Annotated in this window: 13 protein-coding genes and 3 pseudogenes; 8 read left to right on the top strand and 8 right to left on the bottom strand. The window is 70.7% G+C overall.

The genetic code is table 11. The features are described 5' to 3' along the window. Positions 1 to 36 precede the first annotated feature (36 nt). The 3 genes and pseudogenes from MOV08_RS04080 to MOV08_RS04070 form a co-directional block, all read left to right on the top strand. A pseudogene (locus tag MOV08_RS04080) lies at positions 37 to 159 on the top strand (transposase); the annotation flags it as partial. 62 nt (positions 160 to 221) lie between these two features. Then, positions 222 to 1043 (top strand): annotated as a pseudogene (locus tag MOV08_RS04075) (ISAzo13-like element transposase-related protein); the annotation flags it as partial. Positions 1044 to 1112: 69 nt separating this feature from the next. After that, positions 1113 to 2471 carry an IS4 family transposase gene (locus MOV08_RS04070; RefSeq protein WP_338057133.1) on the top strand — a complete coding sequence of 453 codons (1359 nt, stop codon included), beginning with the start codon at positions 1113 to 1115 and terminating at the stop codon, positions 2469 to 2471. A gap of 119 nt (positions 2472 to 2590) precedes the next feature. On the opposite strand, the gene ltrA is transcribed toward MOV08_RS04070, so the two are convergent. Next, a complete protein-coding gene (ltrA, locus tag MOV08_RS04065) occupies positions 2591 to 3853 on the bottom strand; it encodes a group II intron reverse transcriptase/maturase (protein WP_275306292.1) in 1263 nt (420 codons plus the stop codon). A 584-nt stretch (positions 3854 to 4437) separates the two neighbouring features. On the opposite strand from ltrA, the pseudogene MOV08_RS44045 reads away from it, so the two are divergent. Continuing rightward, positions 4438 to 4880, top strand: a pseudogene (locus tag MOV08_RS44045) (ISAzo13-like element transposase-related protein); the annotation flags it as partial. A gap of 189 nt (positions 4881 to 5069) precedes the next feature. Continuing rightward, positions 5070 to 5390: a recombinase family protein gene (locus MOV08_RS44040; RefSeq protein ID WP_420834277.1), complete on the top strand. Its 321-nt coding sequence runs from the start codon at positions 5070 to 5072 to the stop codon at positions 5388 to 5390. Between the two features lie 384 nt (positions 5391 to 5774). Here the strand turns inward: MOV08_RS44040 and MOV08_RS04045 are convergent, their stop codons facing one another. After that, positions 5775 to 6494, bottom strand: coding sequence for a response regulator transcription factor (locus tag MOV08_RS04045; RefSeq protein WP_275306290.1), 720 nt, complete (start codon positions 6492 to 6494; stop codon positions 5775 to 5777). After that, on the bottom strand, positions 6491 to 7768 hold the full coding sequence (locus tag MOV08_RS04040) for a sensor histidine kinase (protein ID WP_275306288.1): 1278 nt from the start codon (positions 7766 to 7768) through the stop codon (positions 6491 to 6493). The genes MOV08_RS04045 and MOV08_RS04040 overlap by 4 nt, the downstream gene beginning before the upstream one ends. 203 nt (positions 7769 to 7971) lie before the next feature. Between MOV08_RS04040 and MOV08_RS04035 the strand changes: the two genes are divergently transcribed. After that, on the top strand, positions 7972 to 9552 hold the full coding sequence (locus MOV08_RS04035; RefSeq protein WP_275306286.1) for a nitrilase-related carbon-nitrogen hydrolase: 1581 nt from the start codon (positions 7972 to 7974) through the stop codon (positions 9550 to 9552). Here the strand turns inward: MOV08_RS04035 and grpE are convergent. Next, on the bottom strand, positions 9544 to 10245 hold the full coding sequence (gene grpE / locus MOV08_RS04030; RefSeq protein ID WP_275306285.1) for a nucleotide exchange factor GrpE: 702 nt from the start codon (positions 10243 to 10245) through the stop codon (positions 9544 to 9546). The genes MOV08_RS04035 and grpE overlap by 9 nt on opposite strands. Next, on the bottom strand, positions 10242 to 12113 hold the full coding sequence (dnaK, locus tag MOV08_RS04025; protein WP_275306283.1) for a molecular chaperone DnaK: 1872 nt from the start codon (positions 12111 to 12113) through the stop codon (positions 10242 to 10244). Before dnaK ends, grpE begins: the two co-directional genes overlap by 4 nt. A 343-nt stretch (positions 12114 to 12456) precedes the next feature. Between dnaK and MOV08_RS04020 the strand changes: the two genes are divergently transcribed. Continuing rightward, the gene (locus tag MOV08_RS04020; protein WP_275306282.1) at positions 12457 to 13221 is read left to right on the top strand and encodes a DUF72 domain-containing protein; all 765 of its coding nucleotides are present in this window, start codon (positions 12457 to 12459) and stop codon (positions 13219 to 13221) included. Between the two features lie 98 nt (positions 13222 to 13319). Here the strand turns inward: MOV08_RS04020 and MOV08_RS04015 are convergent, their stop codons facing one another. Further along, the gene (locus tag MOV08_RS04015) at positions 13320 to 13643 is read right to left on the bottom strand and encodes a putative quinol monooxygenase (RefSeq protein ID WP_039629524.1); all 324 of its coding nucleotides are present in this window, start codon (positions 13641 to 13643) and stop codon (positions 13320 to 13322) included. A 200-nt stretch (positions 13644 to 13843) separates the two neighbouring features. Between MOV08_RS04015 and MOV08_RS04010 the strand changes: the two genes are divergently transcribed. Continuing rightward, positions 13844 to 15529, top strand: coding sequence for a CocE/NonD family hydrolase (locus MOV08_RS04010; protein ID WP_275306281.1), 1686 nt, complete (start codon positions 13844 to 13846; stop codon positions 15527 to 15529). Between the two features lie 16 nt (positions 15530 to 15545). On the opposite strand, the gene MOV08_RS04005 is transcribed toward MOV08_RS04010, so the two are convergent. Both MOV08_RS04005 and MOV08_RS04000 read right to left on the bottom strand, forming a co-directional pair. Then, on the bottom strand, positions 15546 to 16286 hold the full coding sequence (locus MOV08_RS04005; RefSeq protein ID WP_275311691.1) for an FAD:protein FMN transferase: 741 nt from the start codon (positions 16284 to 16286) through the stop codon (positions 15546 to 15548). Between the two features lie 37 nt (positions 16287 to 16323). After that, positions 16324 to 16746, bottom strand: a complete 423-nt coding sequence (locus MOV08_RS04000) for an FMN-binding protein (protein WP_275306279.1) — start codon at positions 16744 to 16746, stop codon at positions 16324 to 16326. Positions 16747 to 16758: the final 12 nt, after the last annotated feature.

Below are 16758 nucleotides of genomic sequence, written 5' to 3'. Positions count from 1 at the left end.
GTAATCCGGCAGCGCGAAGGGTGCCTCGGGCTGGTCCTTCTGCGGGACACCCAGCGGCGCGGGATGCGAGCCCCCGTCCTGGCCGTCGGCGACGGCGCCCTGGGCTTCTGGAAGGCACTGAGCAAGGTCTTCCCCGAAACCCGTCACCATCGGTGCTGGGTTCGCACGAAGCCGTAAGGAATCAAGGTGCCGCTTTACAGGTACGGGCTCGTTGTCAGGGTATGGCGGTTTCGGAGGAGATCTGTTCCCAACTTCAGTGCAGATTCTCGGTGTTGTTGCCGCATCTGAACGAGCGGCAGCGGCGGCTGGCCTTGGCTACCGAGGCCCGGCTGATCGGGCACGGCGGCGTACGGGCGGTGGCGCGGATCGCGCAGGTCAGCGAGACGACCGTGCGTCTGGCGTGTCGGAGCTGGAAACGGGGGTCGGGCCGCTGCCGGACGGTCGGGTGCGTGCACCAGGCGGGGGCCGCAAGCGGGCCGAAGCCAACGATCCTGTCCTGCTCAAAGCCTTGTTGGGCATAGTCGAGCCGGATGAGCGAGGTGATCCGCAGTCACCGCTGCGGTGGACGACGAAGTCGCTGCGGAACCTGGCTGAAGAGCTGACCCGGCAGGAGCATCCGGTGTCCGCGCCGACGGTAGGCCGGCTGTAAAGCAGGAGGGCTTCAGTCTGCAGGCGAACGTCAAGACCCTTGAGGGTGCCCAGCATCCCGACCGGGATGCCCAGTTCCACTACATCAACACTTCTTCTTCAGCGGCCCGGACGTTCAGCAGGCGATCCCGTACGGGATCTGCGACATCGCCCGCAACACTGGCTGGGTCAACGTCGGGGTCGATCACGACACTTCGGTCTTCGCGGTCGAGTCGATCCGCCGCTGGTGGCGCTGTCGCGGCAGCCTCGACTACCCGAAGGCGTCACGGCTGCTGATCGCCTCGGACGCGGGCGGCTCCAACGGCTACCGCTACCGGGTCTGGAAGAGCGAACTGGCCGCCCTGGCCGCCGAGACGGGCCTGAGTATCGCTGTGTGTCACTTTCCTCCGGGCACACAATGCCGTTGCTTGAGTGTGGCAAGCAGTTCGCGGTGACGTCCGAGGATCGCGGTCGTTGGACCCGGCGTGCATCCGTGGGTGGGGTTATCTGATCAGGTGCGGCTGGGGGTGGTGACCCGATGGGTGACTCCGGAGCTGGTCGCCGAAGTGCTGGAGAAGTGCGGGGTGCGCGACAAGAAGTCCGGTGCCCTGCCGGCTGGCTTCATGGTCTACTTCACGCTTGGCCTGGCTCTGTTCCAACAGGACTCCTACGACGACGTGGCGGAACAATTGGTCGGCAACATAGGTGAGTTGAGCGGGAGTATTCCCAACAAATCCTCGTTCACGCGGGCGCGCAGGCGCCTGGGCCCGCTGGTCTTGGAAACCGTGTTCCGCGAGCTGACTGGCCCGTTGGCCCCTGTCGGCTTGGAGGGCGCCTTCTACCATGGGATGCGCCTGGCTGCGGTGGACGGGTTCGTGCTGGATGTGCCGGATACGAAGGTCAACCGGGCCGCGTTCGGCGGTCCGGTCAAGAACGGCCAGGCAGCGGGGTTCCCGCAGGCGCGGGTGGTGACGCTGACCGAATGTGGTACGCACGCGCAGATCGATGCGGCGGTGGGCGGGTTCAACGGCGGCGAGCCGGAGTTGGCGATCAAAATGGCCGACTCGGCCACCGGGATGCTGGTCATCATGGACCGGTGTTTTCCCGGTGTGGCGCTGTGGAAGGCGTACACCAAGGCTGGGGCGCACCTGCTGATCCGGGCCCGGTCGAGCGTTGCGGCGCGTCCGGTCGAATATCTCCCCGACGGCACCTACCTGGCGAGGATGAACCTGGCCGGGCAGAAAGGCGCCCATCCCGGCGGGGTGCTGGTCCGGGTGATCGAGTACCGCATCGACGGCGGCGAGGTGGTCAGACTGTTGACTGACCTGCTGGACCCGGTTGCCTGTCCAGCGGCGGAGTTGGCGGGGCTTTACCACTCGAGGTGGGAGGCGGAGTCGGCGTTCCGGCAGATCAAGACGTTCCAGCGTGGGCCGGCTGAGGTCCTGCGTTCGGGCGACCCGGATCTGGTGCGTCAGGAGGTCTGGGCTCACCTGGCCGTTCACCACTGCCTCACGCAGGTCATCATGGGGCTGGCCGGCGACAGCGGGATCAATCCGGACCGGGTCTCGTTCGTCAAGGTCCTCAAGCACGCGCGGCGCAGCGTGGTTCGCCAGTGCACAGACACGCCCACGAAGATCAAGGAATTCCTGTCTGTGCTGGCGGCGAAAGTGCATCGGAAACTCGACAACGGCGTCAGACGCCTGCGCGAGGCGGACAGGCACCTGAAGCGTCCGGACTCGAAGTACTCCTCGAAGCTCTCCTACCGCATCAACACCCGGGACCGCCGGCCAACACGACGGGTCACAGCCAAGGTCATCACGTTGCAACCCGCGATAGTTCACTGATTCAAGCAACGGCATTGTCCGGGCACAAGTAAAGTCGGGTAGCCGGAGGGATTCGCACCCTCCGGCTCCCACAGATCCGTACGTGACGATCTCTCGTCATACGGCTCTTGTCATCCTGATCACCAGGCCAAGGAGGGGGAACTGACCCATCTCCACTGCGCGAACATCCCCGGGCGGCGCTTGGCTGCCCTCTGGAAGGCCGCGATGGCCTTCCTCATCGCGCGAAACCGTCTGTACTTGTTGCGGAGCCAGCGCACCAGGTAGGCGTTGATGCGCATCAGAAGTGGATACAAGGCCGATCGGTAGAACCGGCCGTAGTACTGCATCCAGCCCGCGACGATCGGATTGATCCGCTGCGCGAGTTCTTCCACGGTGTGGTTGACCCGCCGGTGAAGCCGCCAGGAGCGGACCTCCTCGCCGAGTCGTTTGAGGGCGTCCCTGCTGACCGCGGGACGGAACGACCATCTGATGCGGCCGTTCTTGTCCCGCATCTGGCGCTGTTGGAACGTGAACCCCAGGAACGTGAAAGACGTGTGCTCGTACGAGCCGCGCCGCAATCCGTCCTGGCAGTAAACGATCCGGGTCTTGGCCGGGTGCAGACGCAGCCCGACCTCGGCCATCCTGTCCGAGAGCGCGGCCAGCACCTGGCGGGCCTGGCGCTCAGTGACGCAGTGCACGACCGCATCGTCCGCATAGCGTTCGAACGAGACAGCAGGGAACTCCCGGGCCATCCAGACGTCGAACGCGTAGTGCAGGAACAGGTTCGCCAAGACGGGAGAAACCGGGGCTCCTTGTGGCGTCCCGCACTCCCGTTCCAGCAGGGTGCCGTCGGGCATCTTGAGCGGGGCAGCAAGCCACCTCCGCACATACAACTTCACCCAAACGGCTTCGGTGTGTGCTTCTACCGCCTTGACCAGGAGGTCCCAGGGCACACTGTCGAAGAACTGGGAGATGTCGAACTCGACAACCCAGTCCCGTTTCCAGCTGCGTTCCCGACACTTCTCCACGGCATCCAAGGCGGACCGTCCGGGCCGGTATCCGAAGCTGTCCGGATGGAAAATAGGATCCACCCTCCGCACCAGATGCCGGGCCACTACGGTCTGAGCCACACGATCAGCGACGGCGGGAATACCAAGGATTCTCTCACCGCCGCCATGTGGCTTAGGAATAGCCACCGCACGCACCGGAGGAGGAAAGTAGGAGCCCGACGACATCCGGTTCCAGACCCTGTAGAGATTGTTCTTCAGGTCCTTCTCGAATTCGGCGATGCTCTGCCCGTCCACTCCCGGTGCTCCCCTGTTAGCCCTGACTTCCTCCCATGCTTCTTTGACTTCCCACTTAGAAATCTCAAACGGCTTGGCCTGTGACTTCAACTGGCTCACCGAACTCCTCCCGGACACCGTCCGGTTGATGCGATCAACACAGTCACGGACGACCCGGCCCCTTCGCTCCACCCCCGTTACAGGGGCTTCACCACTACTACGAGCCGGTCCGCCGGCACGTCCCGCGTCGGTACTCGGCCCCTTCGCGGCACAACCGCTCGGGGTGCTCCCTCTCGCCCGCCCCTACCAGGACGGGCTGTATCGGTACGCGCCTTCTCCTGTTCCACATGACCGCGGCAGATCAGGTTCACGTCGTCTCCATGCCGGACACCGCCTGGCCAGTCGGCGGGCTCCCGCCAGGCTTATCCCGGGACGGTTCCAAGCTTCCCGGTTTTGATGTCGTCGGAATCTTTTCGACACGTCAGCAACGATTCACTTGCGTTCGTCTCCCTGATCCCCACCTGACGCCTCTTGGACGCCTTTTCCTCATCGCTCACCACGACAGTCTTCGGCTAACGCGGCATGAGGCGGTTTGAAGCCTCCCCCCGCAGGGCGACTTCGAAGGGCCAATCCTTCATCGGTCACGCAGCACTGCTGCAAGAAACTCGTCCTACATCGAATTCCCCTCTGCATTCAGGACACACTGGAACAAAATCGAGCACCGGCTGTTCTCCCACTTCACCCACAACTGGCGCGGCAGACCGCTGACCAGCCACGACGTCGTCATCGAGACATCACCGCCACCGGTACCCGGGCCGGTCTGCGCGTCGAGGCCCACCTGGATCCCGGCGACTATCCCACCGGCATCGCGATCAGCAAGGACCGCTTCACCGCACTGCCGCTGGTTCGGCATGAGACCTGCGGCCAGTGGAACTACATCCTGCTGCCCGAGTCCTCCGCGCCGCAGGCCCTGCCCGCCAGCGAGACGCACGGCGTCGCCGACCGGCGCCGCGAGCTTCTCGCCCGCCTGACGGACCCCCGCCCGACCGGGCTGAGCAGCGCGGAACTCGTAGATCTAAGCGCCGAGTTGGCCCCGTTGCAGGCCGCCCGGGCCCAGGAACGCTACAGCGAGCAGCGCGGTGGACGGCAGGCGCCGCGACAGAGCCGGAGGGGTGCGCGAGGGCGCACGTCGGCTTCCGCGCGCCCGTGTCGTGTCTCTGACCGCTGGTCCGGTGACGTACGTGACCGTGGTGGCCCGGCGCCTGACCGTGAGCCGGCGTCTCGAAAGGCTCGGCGCGGGTTTACCGGATCTTGCGACGCGCTCGCCGGACACGGCATCCCACGGGACAAGATCTTCTCCGAGAAGATCAGCACCCGGGTCCGGGTACGCCCGCAGTTCGAGGCCGCGCTCGCCGCTGCGAGGGAGATCAAGGCGCACGCCCCGCACTGCCGGGTGATCTTCACGGTGAACGAGATGAAGCGGCTGGGGCGCGACGCCTCGGAGCTGACAGCCCTGGCCGATCACCTCACCGCCCACGGCCTGGTCTTGGAGATGCTCGCCGGTCCCCTCCAGGGGATGTACGACCCCAGCGGGCCGGGACGCCTGCTGTTCGGGTTCTTCGCGGATCTGGCAGCTCGGGATGATGCGCCGGTATGACGGCTCTGCGTCACGCCCAGCCAAGATCATCTGGCGGCGGCATTTGGGCTCACCTTGGCTGGACCCCTCCGGGGCCTGGAGGCGTTACGAGGCGGCCGGTGTCGGCGGGCGCATGGTCGATGGCGCCAAGTGTGAAGCCCTTTGGCGTCACTGTCACCGGCCGGTACGGCCTGCTTGCTTGAGGCGGCCAAACTTCGATGACGATCGCTGATACGGGAGACGGCTCCCCGGTCCTTCTGCGTCCTCGGCTGCCGGGGGAGTGGGAGACGAACGGGAGTCGATCATGGAATTTTGCTGCGCGGAGCTGCGCGAATCGACACACGCGTGAATCTACCCGCCGGTGCGGTCCAAAGTGCTGGAAAGCACTTGTTGAGCAGGCATTCTCTACAGTGCGGTGCCGCCGGTCGCGTCTGGGCCGGGCTGGAAGAGCCCTGCCTCGTGGGCCAGGAGGGCGGCCTGGACGCGGTTGTCCAGGCCGAGGCGGGTGAGGATGCGGTTGACGCGGCTCTTCACGGTGGCCTGGGACAGGCCGAGGTCCTCGCCGATCTGGAGGTTGGAACGGCCCCGGGCGACCAGGACGAGCACCTCCAGCTCGCGGGCGGTGAGGGCGTCCAGGAGTCGTGCGGCGCCCCCGTGGGGAGGCGGGGCGTCGGGCAGCAGGGCCGCGGGCAGTGCGGTGAAGGTGTTGATCAGGCGGTGCGTGACGCTGGGGGCGAGCATCGCCTCCCCGTCGGCCACCACCCGTAGGGCGTGGGCGAGTTGGTCCGGCGGGCTGTTCTTGAGCAGGAATCCGCCGGCCCCGGCGCGCAGCGCGGCGTGCACGTACTCGTCCAGGTCGAAGGTGGTCAGGACCAGGACGCGGGGCGGCGGTCCGGGGTGCGGCCAGTCGGCGTGCAGTCGGCGGGTGGCCTCCACGCCGTTCATGCCGGGCATCCGGACGTCCATCACCACCACGTCCGGGCGCAGCGCGACGGCCAGGGCGACCGCCTCCGCGCCGTCGGCGGCGGTACCGACCACCTCGAAGTCCGGGCGGCGGTCGATGACGGCCCGCAGCGCGTCCCGGACCATCTCCTGGTCGTCGGCGAGGAGCACACGGAGGGTCATGCCGGGGCCTCCAAGAGCAGGGTGGCGGACAACTGCCAGCCGCCGTGCGGGCGCGGCCCGATACGCACCGTGCCACCGAACGCCGCGACGCGCTCGCGGACGCCGAGCAGTCCCCGACCGGAGCCAGGCGGCGGCCGGTGCCCGTCGGCGGGCGGGCCGTTCTCGACGGCGACGGTCAGCGTCGTCCCGTCCTGACACAGCGCGACCCGTACGTCCGTGGGGCCGGCGTGCTTGAGGACGTTGGTGAGCGCCTCCTGGACGATGCGGTAGGCCGAGATCTGGAGCGCGGGCGGCAGCTCGCCGAGGGCCTCGTCCAGCGTCGCGGCCACCGGGCAGCCGGCCGCCTCGGCCGCGGCGAAGAGCCGGTCGAGGTGGCGGAGGGACGGTTCCGGGGCCGGGCCGGCGTCCCCGTCCCGCTCCTCGCCAGCCGTCAGCAGGCCGAGGATGCGGCGCATCTCGACGAGCGCGGTGTCGGCGGTGGCCGCGATGCGTGCCACGCCCCGCCGGCCGTCCGCCGGATCGTCCTGGACCACCTCCTCGGTGGCGCGCGCCTGGAGGGCGATGGCGCTCACGTGGTGGGCGACCACGTCGTGGAGGTCGCGGGCGATCCGGGCCCGCTCGGCGACGACCGCCTGGCGGGCGTTGATCTCCCGCTCGGCGCGCAGCCGTTCGTTGGCCTCGCGCAGCCGGGCATTGACGTCCTGCAACTGGCCGTTGGCCGCGCCGAGCCGCAGATTGAGGTCGCCCAACCGGTCGGCCTGGCGCACGATCCGCCGCCGCCCGTACCCCACGAGCCAGCCGGCACCGTAGAAGACGACGAAGGTGGTGGCGGTGATCGGCTCCAGCGAACCGGGCTGCGGCGGCCCGGTACGTCCGGTGAGCAGGTCCGTCGTCACCGCCGTGAGCAGCGACAGCACCACCCAAGGCAGACCTGCCGGCACCGGCGTGTAGCGGGCCACCGCGTACACCCCGAAGACCAGCAGGAACGGGCCCGGGATCTTGCCCGGCACCGGATCGGCCACCTCGAAGGCGACGAACGCGGCGGTCATGGCGCACAGCACGGCGCGCGGCCAGCGGCGGCGCCACAGCAACGGAACCGTCTGGAGCCCCCACAGCACCACCCCGGCCGGCCCCGGCGCCGGCTCCCGCGCCAGCAGCGTCAGCATGTCGAACGCGGTGAGCCCGCCGCCGAGCGTGAGATCGGTGAGCCGGGGACGCCGGTCGGCGAGCCGGCGCCAGGCGCCGCGCGGGGCGGCAGTGAGATGTGTGTCCATAGCTGCGCGCAAGGCTAGCCACTCGCATCGGCCGAGGTCATCGTGCCAGAGGAGGGAAGGGGACGACGGCCGACGCAACCAGGGTTGCGCGGGCCCGCGACGGATCGGCACCCAGGACGACGCCCAGGCCACCTCCCCCTTCGTAGCGTCGGAACCCGACCGGAAAGCGCCACCGCGCCACCTCGAAGGGACCGACGAACCACGTGAACACGACGAGCACCGCCGGGCGGACGGCCCGCCCCGGCCCCCGTACACCGGCGGCCCGCGCCCGCTGGGCCTGGCTGGTGCTGGGCACCGCGGCACACCTCCTCGCCGTCGGCGGCCGCTGGGACATCGCCGCCGCGGCCTGGATCTTCCCCGTCCTGCTGCTGCGCTTCGCCCGCACCGGCCGCGTCTGGTCCGGCGCCCTGTGGCTGTGGGCGGCCAACATCGCGGCGGCGGTCTTCTGGCTCGCCGAGTCGGCGATGTTGAGCCCCGCCACGTTGGGGGGAGCGGTCGCGCTCGCCGCGCTGCTGACCCTGCCGTTCCTCCTGGACCGGCTGCTCGTGGGCCGGTTGCGGCCGTGGGCGGCGCTGCTGGTGTTCCCCACCGCGGTGGCCGGCGCCGAGTTCCTGATCACCCTGCTCTCGCCGTTCGGCACCGCCTACGGCTCGCTGGCGGTCACCCAGTACGGTGTGCTGCCGCTCCTCCAACTGGTCTCGGTCACGGGCTCCTACGGCATAGGGTTCCTGATCGCCTGGTCCGCCGCGGTCGCCAACCTCGCCTGGGAGAGGGCTTCCTGGCGCGCCGCGCGCCGCGCCGTCTCCACCTGCGCCGCGGTGCTGCTGGCCGTCGTCCTCGCCGGCGGTGCCCGGCTCGCCTTCTTCCCGGCGGACGGGCCGACGGTGCGGATCGCCGGGGTCACCGCAGACAGCGCCGTACTCCGGGCCCAGAAGGCGGCGTACGCCCAGGTCACCGGCGGGCCCGCGGAGCTCGTCAACCACCCGCCGGCGAGCCTTGGGCCAGCCATGCGGGCGGTGCTCGACAACCTGCTGGCCGCCACCCGGCGCGAGGCCGCGGCCGGCGCGAAGATCGTGGTCTGGCCCGAGCGCGGGGTGCGGACGCCGGCCGCCGACGAGCCCGCGGTCATCGCGGCGGCCCGGGAGGAGGCCCGCCGCTCCCGGATCTACCTGGAGATCGGCATCGGCGTCCACACCGCCCAGGCACCGGCCTACGGCCGCAACGAAACGCTGCTGATCGACCCCCGCGGTACCGTGCGCTGGACCTACCAGAAGGCCCACCCCATCCCCGGCTCGGAGACCTACGTCCCCGGCGACGGCCGGGTCCCCGTGGCCGCCACCCCGTACGGCCGGCTGGCCAACGTCATCTGCTACGACGCGGACTTCCCCGGCATGATGCGGGTCCCCGCCGACATCATGCTCGTCCCGTCCCACGACTGGCGGGAGTACGGCCGCGCGCACACCCGCAAGGCCGCCCTCCGGGCCGTCGAGGCCGGCTACGCGCTGTTCCGCCAGGACGCCGAGGGCGTTACGGCCGCCTTCGACAACCAGGGCCACGTCCTGGCCGACACGGACTACTTCACCACCGACCGGCAGGCCACCGTGGCGTACGTCCCGATGCACGGCACCACCACGGTCTACGACCGGATCGGCGACACCTTCGCCTGGCTGTGCCTGGCGGCCGTCGCGGCACTGCTGGTGGCCGGAGCGGCGGCCCGCCGTCGGCCGTCGGACCGCGGCTCCCGAGCCGACGAACCTTCCCAACCGGCCGCGCAACTACGGTAGTCGGGCCCCGCGCGCGCCCGGCTGCTCACCGGCCACGGCCACCTGGGCGGGGCGCAGCAGCCGGTCGCCCACCCGGAACCCCGGGCGGAGGACATCGGCGCAGACCGCCCGCTCGCCCGCCGCGGTCCGGGCGGCCGACCCGGCCGTCGACCCGGCCCGCTCGGGCGGGGTGTAGACGAGCGCCTCGTGGACGGTCGGGTCGAACGGCTCGCCGGCGGTCCCGAAGGACGTCAGGCCCAGGGACGCCAGCTCCGTTTCCAGGAGGTCGGCGACGCGCCGGAAGCCGTCGGTCAGCTGGCCCTGGCCGGCGGCCTCGGCGATCGCGTCGAGCACCGGCAGCAACCGGGCCAGCACATTGCCCACGGCGATCTGGCCGACCGCCAGCCGGTCGCGGTGCACCCGGCGCCGGTAGTTGTCGAACTCGGCCTTGAGCCGCTGCAGATCGGCCGTGCGCTCCCGCAGTTCACCCGCCAGCCGTTCGAGGTCGGACCCGCCGGCCTCCGGTCGGGCGGCGCCGGGCGGTGTGGTGCCGCGTCGGGTCGGGGGCGTCACCGCACCGGCGGTGCCCCGGTCCGGCCGCACCGGGTCCGACTCAGGCCGGGGCGGCGGGGCCGGGCCGCGCTCCGGCCCGGTGCGCCCGACCAGCGCGAGCGGCGGCCGGGGGAGGCGACCGACATCGGTCGGACGGTTCATCGTCCGCCTCCTTCCCGCTTCTCGTCGTCCACGATCTCCGCGTCGACGACCTCGTCCTCGGCCTTGGTCTGCCCGCCGCCGTGCGTCCCGGTGCCGTCCGCGCTCGCGCTCTGGGCGGCCTGGGCGTCGGCGTACATGGCCTGGCCGAGCTTCTGGGAGACGGTCGCGACCTTCTCCGACGCGGTGCGGATCTCGGCGGTGTTGTCGCCCTTGAGCTTCTCCTTCAGCTCGCCGACGGCGGTCTCGACCTCGGTCCTGACGTCGCCGGGCACCTTGTCCTCGTTGTCCTTGAGGAACTTCTCGGTCTGGTAGACCAGCTGCTCGCCCTGGTTGCGGGTCTCGGCGGCCTCCCGCTTGCGACGGTCCTCCTCGGCGTACTGCTCGGCGTCGCGGACCATCCGGTCGATGTCGTCCTTCGGCAGCGAGGAGCCGCCGGTGACGGTCATCTTCTGCTCCTTGCCCGTACCGAGGTCCTTGGCGGTCACGTGCATGATGCCGTTGGCGTCGATGTCGAAGGCGACCTCGATCTGCGGGACGCCGCGCGGGGCCGGCGGCAGACCGGTCAGCTGGAACATCCCGAGCTTCTTGTTGTACGCCGCGATCTCCCGTTCGCCCTGGAAGACCTGGATCTGCACGGACGGCTGGTTGTCCTCGGCCGTGGTGAAGGTCTCCGAGCGCTTGGTCGGGATCGTGGTGTTGCGCTCGATCAGCTTGGTCATGATGCCGCCCTTGGTCTCGATACCGAGGGACAGCGGGGTGACGTCCAACAGCAGGATGTCCTTGACCTCGCCCTTGAGGACACCGGCCTGGAGGGCGGCGCCGATGGCGACCACCTCGTCCGGGTTGACGCCCTTGTGCGGGTCCTTGCCGGTCAGCTGCTTGACCAGTTCCGTCACCGCGGGCATCCGGGTCGAACCGCCCACCAGGATCACGTGGTTGATATCGGCGACCTTGATCCCCGTGTCGTCGACGGCGTTGTGGAACGGTGCCTTGCAGCGCTCCAGCAGGTCCGCGGTCAACTGCTCGAACTGGGCGCGGGTGAGCTTCTCGTCCAGGTGCAGCGGCCCCTCGGGCGAGGCGCTCAGATAGGGCAGGTTGACCGTGGTCTCGGTGGCCGACGACAGCTCGATCTTCGCCTTCTCCGCGGCCTCGCGCAGCCGCTGGGTGGCCATCTTGTCCTGGGACAGGTCGATGCCGTACGCGTTCTTGAACTGCTTGGTCAGGTGATCGACGATCCGCTGGTCCCAGTCGTCGCCGCCCAGGTGGGTGTCGCCGTTGGTGGCCTTCACCTCGACCACGCCGTCGCCGATCTCCAACAGCGACACGTCGAACGTGCCGCCACCGAGGTCGAAGACCAGGATGGTCTGGTCGTTCTCCTTGTCCAGGCCGTAGGCCAGGGCGGCGGCGGTGGGCTCGTTGACGATCCGCAGGACCTTCAGCCCGGCGATCTCCCCGGCCTCCTTGGTCGCGGTGCGCTGCGCGTCGTTGAAGTACGCGGGGACGGTGACCACCGCGTCGGCGACGTCCTCGCCCAGGTAGTTCTCGGCGTCCCGTTTCAGCTTCTGCAGCACCCGTGCGGAGATCTCCTGGGCGGTGTAGTGCTTGCCGTCGATGTCGCCGCTCTCGGGGAAGCGCCATGAGGCGTCTCCCATGTGGCGCTTGACCGAGCGACATGTGCGGTCCACGTTGGTCACCGCCTGGCGCTTGGCGATCTCGCCGACCAGGACGTCCCCGCCCTTGGCGAAGGCGACCACCGAGGGGGTGGTCCGGGCCCCTTCGGCATTGGCGATGACCGTGGGCTCGCCGCCCTCCAGCACGCTGACCACCGAATTCGTCGTCCCGAGGTCGATACCGACTGCTCGTGCCATGGTCTTCTCCTCGTCTCGCGGCCCGATCCGGGGCGACGACGCGGCGGTGGGCCCGCCCCGGCCGGGACGGCCCCGGCCGCATTCCTCGCAACGCCTCTCACCTGCTGATATGGCGACCAAGCCGGCTACATCATCTGCATAGAACGTGCCCCGACGACTGTCAAGATGCACCTTTTATTGTGAATATTCCCCATGGTGGGTGGGCGGGTTCCCCGCCGCGCGCAGCATCCGCGGCCCCATCGGCGGAAAACGCATGCGGTCGCTTCGTCTGACGGCGTCCCTGGCGTCCCCGGGGGGCGCGACGGCCGGTACGCGTCGCGGCGAACCGGGGATGCCTCCCCGCATGACCATCCACCTCGGAACCTCCGGCTGGCAGTACCGCGACTGGCGCGGCGCTCTCTACCCGCCCGACCTGCCGCAGCGCCGGTGGCTGGAGGAGTACGCCCGGCACTTCGCCACCGTCGAGAGCAACGCCGCCTTCTACCGGTTGCCCGAGGCCAGGATCTTCGCCGACTGGCGGGACCGCACGCCGGACGACTTCGTCATGGCCGTCAAGGCCAGCCGCTACCTCACCCACATCAAACGGCTCCGCGACCCCCAGGAGCCGGTCCGCCGCCTGATGGCACGGGCCGCCCACCTCCGCCCCCGGCTCGGCCCCGTCCTGCTGCAACTGCCGCCCACCCTGCCCGCGGACGCCGGACTGCTGGCCGACTGCCTGGACTGCTTCCCCACCGGTACCCGGGTGGCCGTCGAACCCCGCCACGACTCGTGGTGGACCGACGCGATCCGCACCGTGCTGGAACGCCGCGGCGCCGCCCTGTGCTGGGCGGACCGCGGCTCCCGGCCCGTGACACCCCTGTGGCGCACCGCGGACTGGGGGTACCTGCGCTTCCACGAAGGCCGCGCCGCCCCCTGGCCGCGCTACGGGCGGCAGGCGCTGGACGCCTGGGTCCGGCGGATCGCCGACGCCTGGCCCGACCGGGCCGACGTCTACGCGTACTTCAACAACGACCCCGGCGGGGCCGCCGTCCTCGACGCCACCCGCTTCGCCCACGCGGCCACCGCCGCCGGCCGCGCGGTGACCCGCACGCCCGCCGGACGGGAGTGAGCCCCGTCGGCGTGCGGTGCCGACTGTGCACGCGGCCGCTCATGACGAAGCGGCGTGCCGCCCGGGGCGACCCGCCGCTGTGCCGTGTGGCGCGGGTGTCAGTCGATGGCGAGCTCGCCCATCGCGCTCCAGCCGTCCGCGCCCGGAATCACGTGGCTCACGATGTCGGGCGTGCGGCGCAGCAGGGGACGCATCGCCTCCAGGCCGGCCCGGAAGTGGTCGGAGTTCACATGGGCCTCGCCCGCGTCGTCCTGGAACGCCTCGACCAGGACGTAGGTGTTCGGGTCCTCAAGGCTGCGGGACCACTCGAACCAGAGGTTGCCCGGCTCCTCGCGGGTGGCGCGGGTGAACGCGCCGACCTTCTCGGGCCACTCCTCGACGTGTTCGGGCTTCACGGGAAACTTCACAACGATAAAGATCATCCGTGCACCCTAAACCATTTGTCCCATCTCTCGCATTTCGCCCCTCGGGTGCCGTCAAGTAGCTCTTTCGTGCGGTGAGTTACCGGCCGGTAATTTGGCTGATCATGATCTCGTCCGGGGTGGCCGCGCCGTCCTACGCTCCCGATCACCGCACCGGACGGGCGCCACCGTGGCGCCGCGGTCTGAAACCTGGAGAAGTGATGGCGCGACCCCGCCGTACCGCTGGCAACCCCCTCGGCCGACGACGCAGGACGACAACGTCCCTCTGCGCCGCGGTAGTTGCCGCAGCCCTGGCCGTGGCCGTGCCCGGCGGCCCCGCGGTGGCCGCCGCGCCGGGCCGGCCCTCGGCCCCCGCCTCCGTGGCGTCGGCCGCCCCGGCCTTCCACCTGGCCGACATCACCATGAAGGACGGCACGGTCCTCAAGGCCGATGTGTTCACGCCCGCGCCCGGCACTCCCGGCGCCGACCGCAACGGCCACTACCCCCTGGTCGTCCAGCCGGCCAGCTGGGGGCAGAACGACCTGGAATACGTGGCCCAGGGCCGACAACTGGCCGCCGACGGCTATATCGCGGTGACGTACACGGTGCGCGGCTTCTGGGCATCCGGCGGGAAGATCGACGTCGCCGGGCCCAAGGACGTGGCCGACATCTCCGCGGTCATCGACTGGGCCCTGGCCCACACGCCGGCCGACCGGAGCCGGATCGGCATGGTGGGGCTCTCCCTGGGCGGCGGCCTGACGCTGATGGGCGCCGCCTTCGACCCGCGGGTCAAGGCGGTCGCCTCGCTCAGCGGCTGGGCCGACCTGACCGACGCGCTCTACAGCGGGCAGACCCGGCACCTCCAGGCCGCCGGGCTGCTGGCCGCCGTCCAGACGCCGACCGGCCGCCGCAGCCCCGAGTTCGCGCGGACCCTGGCGGACCTCTTCGCCGACCGCGACCTGCCCCGCGTCGTCCAGTGGGCCGACACCCGGTCCCCGGCCACCTACGTGGACCGCATCAACGCCCACGGCACCGCAGTCTTCCTCGCCAACGCCTGGGGCGACAGCATCTTCAACCCGGGCCAGATGACCTCCTTCTACCAGCGGCTGACCGTGCCCAAGCGGCTCGAACTGCGGCCCGGCGACCACGCCACCCAGGAGCTGACCAGCCTGCTCGGCCTGCCCAACGCCACCTGGTCGAGCGCGCGGCAGTGGCTCGACCGCTACCTCAAGGGCTCGGGCGGCGCCGAGAAGGCGCGCCAGGGGGTGGAGTTGGAGGTCCGGCCCGGCGGCGGGCACGAGAGCTACCGGGACTGGCAGGCCGTCAGTTCCCGGACCGAACGGCTGCGACTGGGCCGCCCCGACTCCCACGGCACCGGGACCCTCGGAGCCCCGGCCGGCGACGGCTGGTGGCGGCAGGTGACCGGCGGCAAGGACTCGGGTGCCGACGGCGGCATCGCCGAGCTGTCCGGCGCCCTCGACCAGATCGTCGGCCTGCCGCCCACCGTCGTCGTCCCGCTGCTGCCGCGCAGCGCCGCCGCGGTGTGGCAGAGCGCGCCGTACGCGACGGACCAGCACCTCCGCGGCGCCGCGCGGCTGCACACGGCCGTCACCGCGTCCGCACCGCAGGGCACCGCCTTCGCCTACCTCTACGACGTGAACGCCCTGGGCGTCGGCAAGCTGATCTCGCACGCCCCGCAGAGCTGGTCCGGTCAGAAGCCGGGGCGCGCCTTCCCGCTCGACGTCACGCTCTTCCCGACCGCGTACGACCTGCCGGCCGGGCACCGGCTCGCCCTGGTCCTGGACACCGCCGACCCGCTGTACGGCGGGAGCACCCCGCGCGGCAGCAGCGTCTCGTTCGGCTCGCCGGCGGGCGGCCCCGCCGAGCTGGCGGTGCCGCTGAGGTGAGGGGCCGGCGGCGCGGTCAGGTGCCGGCGATGAGCGGTGTGCCGCAGTCGGGGAAACCCGCGGTGTGCCAGCACCCGCCGTCCGCGGTGACCGCCAACGCCTCGTGACCGGGCAGGGACTCCAGCCAGTCGGCGGCCTTCGCACCCCTCGCGAAGGCCGCCGTGGCGTAGGCGTCGGTCATGGTCAGCGAGCGGCCGATGACGGTCACGGCGGCCGGGCCGTGGGCCGGGGCGCCGGTGTGCGGGTCGAGGATGTGCGCGCCGCGTTCGGCGGTGCCGGAGGTGGCGACGGCCAGGTCGTGGCCGGTGACGACGGCGCACAGGGTGTCCGGGCGCAGCGGATGGGCGATGCCGATGCGCCAGGGGACGCCGGGGGCCGTCCCGCCGCTGAACCGCAGGTCACCGCCTCCGTTGACGCAAACATGGCGGGCACCCGCGGCCCGCAGACGCTGCGCGGCCCGCTCCACCGCCCATCCCTTCACCAGGCCCGACGGGTCGAGGACGCCGCCGGCGACCGGGCTGAACCAGCCGTCGGTGGCGTGCCGGGCGACTTCGCACAGGTCGAGGACCTCGCGCACCTCCGCGGAGCAGTCGTCGGGGCGCACGGTGCCGCGGGCGAGGCGGCTGACGGCGCTGTCGGGGCGGTAGGGGGAGAAGACCCGGTCGACGTCGTGCAGCCAGGCGACGGCGTCGCCGAGGGCGGCCTCCAGGGCGGGGGTGGCGGGGTCGCGGACGTCGAAGGAGAACACCGTGCCCATGACGTGTTCGACGTGCCGCAGGCCGGCGCGCCGTCGTTCAGGCACCGGCCCGGTCCAAGGCGCTCTGGAGCGACTGGATGTAGCCCGCGCTCGTGTAGCTGGCGCCGGACACCGCGTCGATCGCGGCGCCGTGCACGCTCAGCGCCTCCTGCGTCAGGCGGGGCACGGCATAGCCGGCGATCTCCTGGTCGCGCCCGTTGTCGGACGGTACCTGGAGCACCTTGACGGCGGTCAGCCGGCCACCCTTGAGGGTGGCGGCGACCTGCACGGTCCCGTATCGGGTGGGTATCGGTGAGCCGGTGTACGTGCCGTCGGCGGGCCGGGTTCCGGGATGCCGGGTGCCGGTCGGCGACGGCTCCGGGGCGGCCGCGGGCAGCGCGGCCGGATGGTGTGGTTTGAGCGACAGCAGCAGGACGACCAGTGCGCTGGTCGATGCGGCGGTGAGGACGGCTCGGCGCACGCGGCGGCTCCT

The organism is Streptomyces yunnanensis (assembly GCF_029011865.1).
Lineage (GTDB): Bacteria > Actinomycetota > Actinomycetes > Streptomycetales > Streptomycetaceae > Streptomyces > Streptomyces yunnanensis.
This window is presented reverse-complemented; position numbering and strand designations above follow the sequence as displayed.